The organism is Novosphingobium rhizovicinum (assembly GCF_040813635.1).
GTDB lineage: Bacteria > Pseudomonadota > Alphaproteobacteria > Sphingomonadales > Sphingomonadaceae > Novosphingobium > Novosphingobium rhizovicinum.
On sequence record NZ_JBFNXR010000020.1, the window covers coordinates 1 to 6,373 of the forward strand.

A 6,373-nucleotide genomic window follows, 5' to 3' on the forward strand; every position below is an offset into this window, starting at 1 on the left:
TCCTCACATGAGGGCTTCCACGTCAAGGCATGGCATCATGATGACATTGTGCATCTCCAAGTTCGTAAACGGTATCCGAGGTCCGAGCCCGATTGCATGACGCGGCTCGGCGTCCGAGCCTGATCAACCTCACATCCGGTCGCCGTTCGAAGCGGCTGCACCACTATCCCGCTTTCGGCGGGCAAGGGCTCAGAAGGACGAGACCATTCTTGTAGACGGCTTGCTTGGAGCCATGGACTACCACGGTTCGTCCCCCTGGATCCGTCAGGGCTGATCGGGCCCTGGGGATGGAAGTAACTTTACAGTCGTGTTTGCGTTAGGCGGCTTTCATAGTGGCACCCTCAATGACGACACCGAACGTCACATATTTCCAAAACGCGACGAGAAGCTTGCGTGCAAGGGCAACGATCGTCGTCGCCTTGCGCCTACCCGCATTCTGGCTGACCCGTTCGCGGAACCAGCGGCTTAGCGTTGAGTCCGGCTGGTGGCGTAGCCAAAGCCATGCGAGTTGCACCATCGCCGTTCGAAGGCGTGGATTGCCCGCCTTCGAGATGCCTTGCTCACGGTTGATCGAGCCGCTTTGCCAGGGGCTCGCAGCCAGGCCCGCATAGGATGCGACCTGTCTGCGATTGGCAAAATGCCGGGACAGACATTCGGTATGGATAATCGTCGCGAATTCCGGCCCGATCCCCTTGATGCCGAGCAACATCGCCGTGGGGTTGGTCATGACTTCCTTGTCCTGCGCCAGGATCGCGTCGCGCTCGACCTCGACTGCCTTGATCTGTTCGATCAGCAGTTCGAGGCGGCCGAGTTCGCGAAGAAGCTGGGCTTTGATGTGTGTGGGCAGATCGCGTCCGTCTCCTGTGCGCAGCTCTTCAAGCCGTTCGCGGCGATCACGGCGCCCGGGCTCATACCCTCGAATCCCCTGGCTAAAGAGTAAACCCTTGATACGATTGATGTGCAGCGTTCGTTCGTCGACCAGTATCTTGCGTTCGCGGCCGATCCTGCGGCGATCTTCGTCCTGCGGGGTTGGAACCCGCACCATCGAGCAGACGCGCGGCTCGCCTCGCTTGTAGGCCAACAGCGTCCGGATCAGGGTCTCACCGTCGATCCGGTCGGTCTTCGCCCGCCGGCGCTTACGAGAGACGGCAATCGAGGCAGCGTCCACGATGTGGCTTTCGATCCAATCCTCGTGGTCCAGTGAACGGTGCAGCCAGAAGCCATCAAGTCCAGCTTCCTGGATCGACACGATCCGATAGAGCCTGCCTGTCCGGGCCAGCGCCTTGTCGCGAAGTTCGCCGATACGGGCGAACAGCCCAGCAATGTCGCCGCCGTCCACCGTGTGCCGGGACATTTTATCGGCGGCACCTGGCGATAGCGAAGTTACCAGCCATGTTGATTTGCTCAGTTCCAACGAGACGAAAATTGCGTCAAGCTCGACACGGATGGCGGCCGGCGCTGCAGATTGTTCAGCTGTGACAGGCATGATTGATCTCCAGAGAGTTCAGTAACCCCGCTCTGCCACAGCGCAGGTCGCTCTCCACACCCTCATGGGATCTTGAAGCGAAGCGTGACCCCGGTCTCGTCGAAGCTGATCAACCTTCGGTTCGAGATGGCAACCCGGTGAGTGTAGCGTGACAGGTAGGCCAGCACGGCTTCGGGGCCGGCAAAAGGCGCTTTGGCATAGACCACCCAACGCTTCTTACGGACAGGAGCGATATGCCGCAGGAAGGCCCGCTGTTCGGTGAGCGGGGCAAGCGATCCGAAGAAGGCAAGCTTGCCGGCTTGGTGCATCTGGATCAGTCGGGTGAGGAAGAGGCGGCGGAACAGCGCACCAAGAACCCGCACCGGCAGTAGGAAGGCAGGGCGCGCCGATATCCATCGCGAGCCGTCCGACGCTATGCCGCCGCCCGGCACGACCATGTGGACGTGCGGGTGATGCGTCAGGGCTGAACCCCATGTATGGAGCACGGCGGTGATCCCGATCCTGGCACCGAGATACTTGGGATCGGCGGCGATCGTCAGCATCGTCTCCGACGCTGCCCGGAACAGCAGATCATAAACCATGGCCTTGTTCTGGAAGGCGATAGCGGCGATCTGCGCCGGGAGCGTGAAGACCACATGGAAGTAGCCGACGGGCAGTAGATCGGCCTCCCGGGCGGCCAGCCAGGTTCGTGCGGCTGCGCCCTGGCACTTGGGGCAGTTCCGATTGCGACAGCTGTTATAGGCGATCCGCCAATGCCCGCAGTCTTCGCAGGCTTCGACGTGACCGCCAAGGGCTGCGGTGCGGCAGTTCTCGATCGCCGTCATCACCTTGAGCTGGGCAAGGCTCAGGCGCCCGGCGTGGGCAATCCGGTACGCGGGTCCAGCAGCGCGGAAGATGTCTGCCACCTCGAGCGAGGTGCGCAACGGCTCAGCCGTCTGGCGCCACTGTTGGCTCGGGGAGCTTCACCAATCTGTCGAGCGGACTGATAACAGCGCGGACCGTTCGGGTGGCGACCGTGGTGTAGAAGGCGGTGGTCTCAAGGTTCGCATGCCCAAGCAGCGCTTGGATGATGCGGATATCGACGCCGTCCTCCAGCAAATGCGTGGCGAAGCTATGTCGCAGGGTGTGTGAGCCGACCCGCTTGGTGATGCCGGCCGCCTCTGCAGCATCGACAACGATGCGATGAAGTTGCCGAGTGCTGAGCGGCTTGAGGTAGTGCATCCCCGGGAACAGCCAGCCATCGGCATGCATGACGCCCTGCTGCCGGCCAACCGTCCACCACTCGCGCAATAAGGTAAGCAGGTCAGCGGGCAGGAGCGCATTGCGATAGCGCCCGCCTTTACCGCGCTCCACCCGCAGGAGCATACGCTTGCTGTCGACATCGCGGACCTTGAGCATGGTCACCTCGGCGGCACGCAAGCCAGCGCCATAAGCTACGGACAGCGCCGCTTTGTGCTTGAGGCAGTTGGTCGCTCCAAGTAGCTGCGCAACCTCGTCACGACTGAGGACAATGGGCAAGGAACGAGGGTTCTTGACCGCATAGAGCTTGCGGGAAAGATCGGGTCGATCAATCGTGTGCGTGAAGAAGAAGCGCAGCGCAGAAACGATACTGTTCATGGTCGGGATGCCCAGACCGGCATCGCGTTGTTCGACCTGGAACCGCCGTAGGTCCTCCACCGTGGCGGTATCCGGAGGGCGTCCAAGATAGGTGGCAAAACGCGCGACATGGCGAACATAGTCGAACTGGGTCTTGCGGGCGAACCGCCGCAGGTTCATGTCTTCGATCATGCGCTGGCGCAGTGAACTGACAGGGGCATCAGAAGGGCTGTTGGTCATCGTACGACTCCTTGGTTGAAAGGAGCCACGATCGTCTGCCTGCATAGCGCAGAGCTCAACTCTGACGAAGATCTCAGATCCTCAGACAGACTTCAAATCAGGCGCCAATCCCGCGCCAGCGGGTTCGTACTCGTCCCAGACGCGGCGTTCGCAACGGGCGGCACCCGCAACGGGCGGCACCCGACCAGACGCGGTCACTCAGATCGGCCACCAGGGACATCCGCTCCAGACGAAAGCGGCCGATTTTTCGTTCCGAAGCGGACGATCAGCAATGCACCCCACTTTCGGCGTTCGTCGCATCCAACTGCACTTCTGGATGCGGCCGTCCAATACGCAGAGGTATGGGGGGCGGTCACATCGTCAAGGTCGGCAAGCAGCGCAGTTACGCGCTGGCACCCATCCGCTGGGTTCCATTTTTCCGTTCGCTTTCGTCTGTCATGGTGGCACGATGAACTGATGCACTGGCTCTCATCACATAATCATTCCGAATTTTTGGCTTGTCCGCAGCTAATCCGCTTTGAGCACGGCAAGGGCCGCGACGGCTTTGAACCGACTCTTTTAATAAAGGGCAGCACGCTTCTTTTGAAATATGTTGTCCTCGGTGCGCGCATGCAGCTTGCATTCGCTATCTGTGAAGGGCGCTTACTCTATGCGCTCAAAGTCTGCGACGACGGCAACAACGGTGGCATTCTTTGGTCGATTGCCGAGCGCGAGCCAGAATTGAACGGAATTCGCGGATTGGTGCGCGGTGAACCGCTAGTTTTGTTCCTGTTTAACGAACTAGCCGTCAACGTCGCCTGGAATGACATGCCCCAAGTGGGCGAGCTGGACCGTCTTTCAACGTGGGCAAACAGCGCTGCGATAGATCATGTGGACCACGCAGCAATGCAGGCAACGGTGAAGCCGATGATCGATCGGCTTCACCAGTCCGGCTTAAGCGATCACGAATGGTTAGTCTTGGAAGTTGGCGGACAGTCCGACTGGAAGGCCGTCCATAACCACTTCGTGACGGGCGCGTCGTCCAGCATGATCGACCTTTTCGACAGCGATGAAGGCAATCAGCAGGAGCAACTTGTTGTTTGGCTTACCAACAATCTTCAGCCATCAGGTGTTCATCACAGCCCACAGGTCCCTAAAGCACGAGGAACACGAGAGCTAACTGACGTGTTATTGCACTACGAATCTCGCAATGTTTTGATAGAGTCAAAGACCCTCTCTATTCTTGCGCGTGATCGCATGCCGAATAGACTAAAGTTGGTTCGCGATACTAGCGGTCATGTTGAAAAAGCATTCAAGCAGCTACGCGGAGCAATACGAGCTATTAAATCTGGCCTTGCTGTAACTAGTTCTGAGGGTGACACTCTAACCGTCGAGCGAGATAATTCAAATCACGCTATCGTTCTCATTCCCGAATTGAGCCTCGTTGACGATCCGGCAACCTACAGCCTGCAATTTATAAAGGAATTTATCGAGGCTACCGGCAGCTTTCCTCATCTGCTCGACATTTCGGAGCTCCTTCGCATGGTCCAAGCAGCAGAGATGATCTCAGCAAGAAATCCGACGACCACTCCGATCATGGCGTTCGATTACTACTTGGCGGAACGCATGAAAGCGGCGGTGGCTAATAGAACGCTACGTTTCGAGATGTTGTTACGCTTCACTGATAACGGAATATAGTCAAGCTAAGGCAGTTCAAGTCGCAGGATGAGGGGCCTCGAATTTACGCTTGTCAGTGACGTTCGGCCAACGCGGCCGCTCGAAGTTGAACAATGCCTACACTCCTTCACCTGAATCGTGTGGCGTCTTGTACTCTAATGAAGGCAAATTGAACGCTTCTAGTCTAGGACACCAGATAGTCGGCAAGTGCGACATTGTCTGATACCAACTTGCGTTGAGGTTGACTCACGAAGGGGATTCCCAAGGCGGTGAAAGTCTGAATCATTGGCGTCCTGCATCAGGAGGACGCGATGATGGGACAGGCGATCGACTTGCGGGAGGATTTCGACGGACCGGCGTTGCGGCGCCTGGCTCGTTTGTCGAAGAGCGCGCCCCAGGCGCGGCGGCTGTTGGCTGTGGCACAGATCTACGATGGGGGCAGCCGGAGCGAGGCGGCAAGGATTGGCGGCGTTACCCTGCAGATCGTGCGCGATTGGGTAATGAGGTTCAATGCCAGCGGTCCTGACGGGCTGCTGGACGGCAAGGCTCTAGGCAGACGATCGATCCTGAATGACGCGCAGCGCGGGGCACTGGTCGAAGCCGTCGAGCGCGGGCCGATCCCGGCAATCCATGGCGTCGTGCGCTGGCGGCTAATCGACCTGGTGCAGTGGTTGCACGAGGAGTTCGCGGTGTCGCTCGACGAGACCACCGTCAGCCGCGAACTCAAGAAACTGGGCTATGTGAAGCTGACGGCCCGGCCTCGTCACCATACGCAGAACGAACTGGCCATGGAGGCGTTCAAAAAAGGGGCTTTGCCGCCGAAGTGGCAAAGGTCAGGGCGACACTCCCGCAAGGCACACCCATAGAGATCTGGTTTCAGGACGAGGCCCGCGTCGGCCAGAAGAACACAATCACGCGCCGCTGGGCGCAGCGCGGCACCCGGCCCTCGGCGCCCAAGGACCAGCGCACCAAATCAGCCTACATCTTCGGAGCCATCTGCCCCGAACAGGGCAAGGGTGCCGGGCTGGTCCTGCCCTTCTGCAACACCGAGACAATGACGCTGCACCTGGCCGAGATCGCGCTCGCCGTCGCGCCGGGCGCGCATGCTGTGGTGCTGATGGATCAGGCCGGGTGGCACATGACCGGAAAGCTCGAGGTACCTGCCAACATCAGCATCGTTGCGCTGCCGGCCAAATGTCCAGAGCTGAACCCGGTAGAGAACGTTTGGCAGTTCATGCGCGACAATTGGCTGTCGAACCGCATCTTCACCTCCCACGACAACATCGTCGATCATTGCTGCGAAGCTTGGAACAGGCTCGTCGATCAGCCTTGGCGCATCATGACCATCGGCCGGCGCCAATGGGCACGTCGGTTCTAATCAGTGCAGGTTGGTAT

Annotated in this window: 4 protein-coding genes and 1 pseudogene; 2 read left to right on the forward strand and 3 right to left on the reverse strand. The window is 59.3% G+C overall.

Translation table 11 applies throughout. The features are described from left to right. Nucleotides 1–316 precede the first annotated feature (316 nt). From ABUH87_RS04700 to ABUH87_RS04710, 3 genes and pseudogenes are all read right to left on the reverse strand, one after another. Nucleotides 317–1,486, reverse strand: a complete 1,170-nt coding sequence (locus tag ABUH87_RS04700; RefSeq protein WP_367768160.1) for an IS110 family RNA-guided transposase — start codon at nt 1,484–1,486, stop codon at nt 317–319. A gap of 71 nt (nt 1,487–1,557) precedes the next feature. Next, nucleotides 1,558–2,409: pseudogene (locus tag ABUH87_RS04705) on the reverse strand (IS91 family transposase); the annotation flags it as partial. Nucleotides 2,410–2,413: 4 nt separating this feature from the next. Beyond that, nucleotides 2,414–3,322, reverse strand: coding sequence for a tyrosine-type recombinase/integrase (locus tag ABUH87_RS04710; protein ID WP_367770376.1), 909 nt, complete (start codon nt 3,320–3,322; stop codon nt 2,414–2,416). 456 nt (nt 3,323–3,778) lie between these two features. Between ABUH87_RS04710 and ABUH87_RS04715 the strand changes: the two genes are divergently transcribed. Together ABUH87_RS04715 and ABUH87_RS04720 are read left to right on the forward strand one after the other, a co-directional pair. Continuing rightward, nucleotides 3,779–4,999: a hypothetical protein gene (locus ABUH87_RS04715; RefSeq protein WP_367770379.1), complete on the forward strand. Its 1,221-nt coding sequence runs from the start codon at nt 3,779–3,781 to the stop codon at nt 4,997–4,999. 293 nt (nt 5,000–5,292) lie between these two features. Further along, a protein-coding gene (locus ABUH87_RS04720; RefSeq protein WP_367770382.1) for an IS630 family transposase occupies nt 5,293–6,356 on the forward strand; the annotation gives its coding sequence in 2 pieces (ribosomal slippage) (nt 5,293–5,784 and nt 5,787–6,356; 1,062 coding nt in all). Nucleotides 6,357–6,373 lie beyond the last annotated feature (17 nt).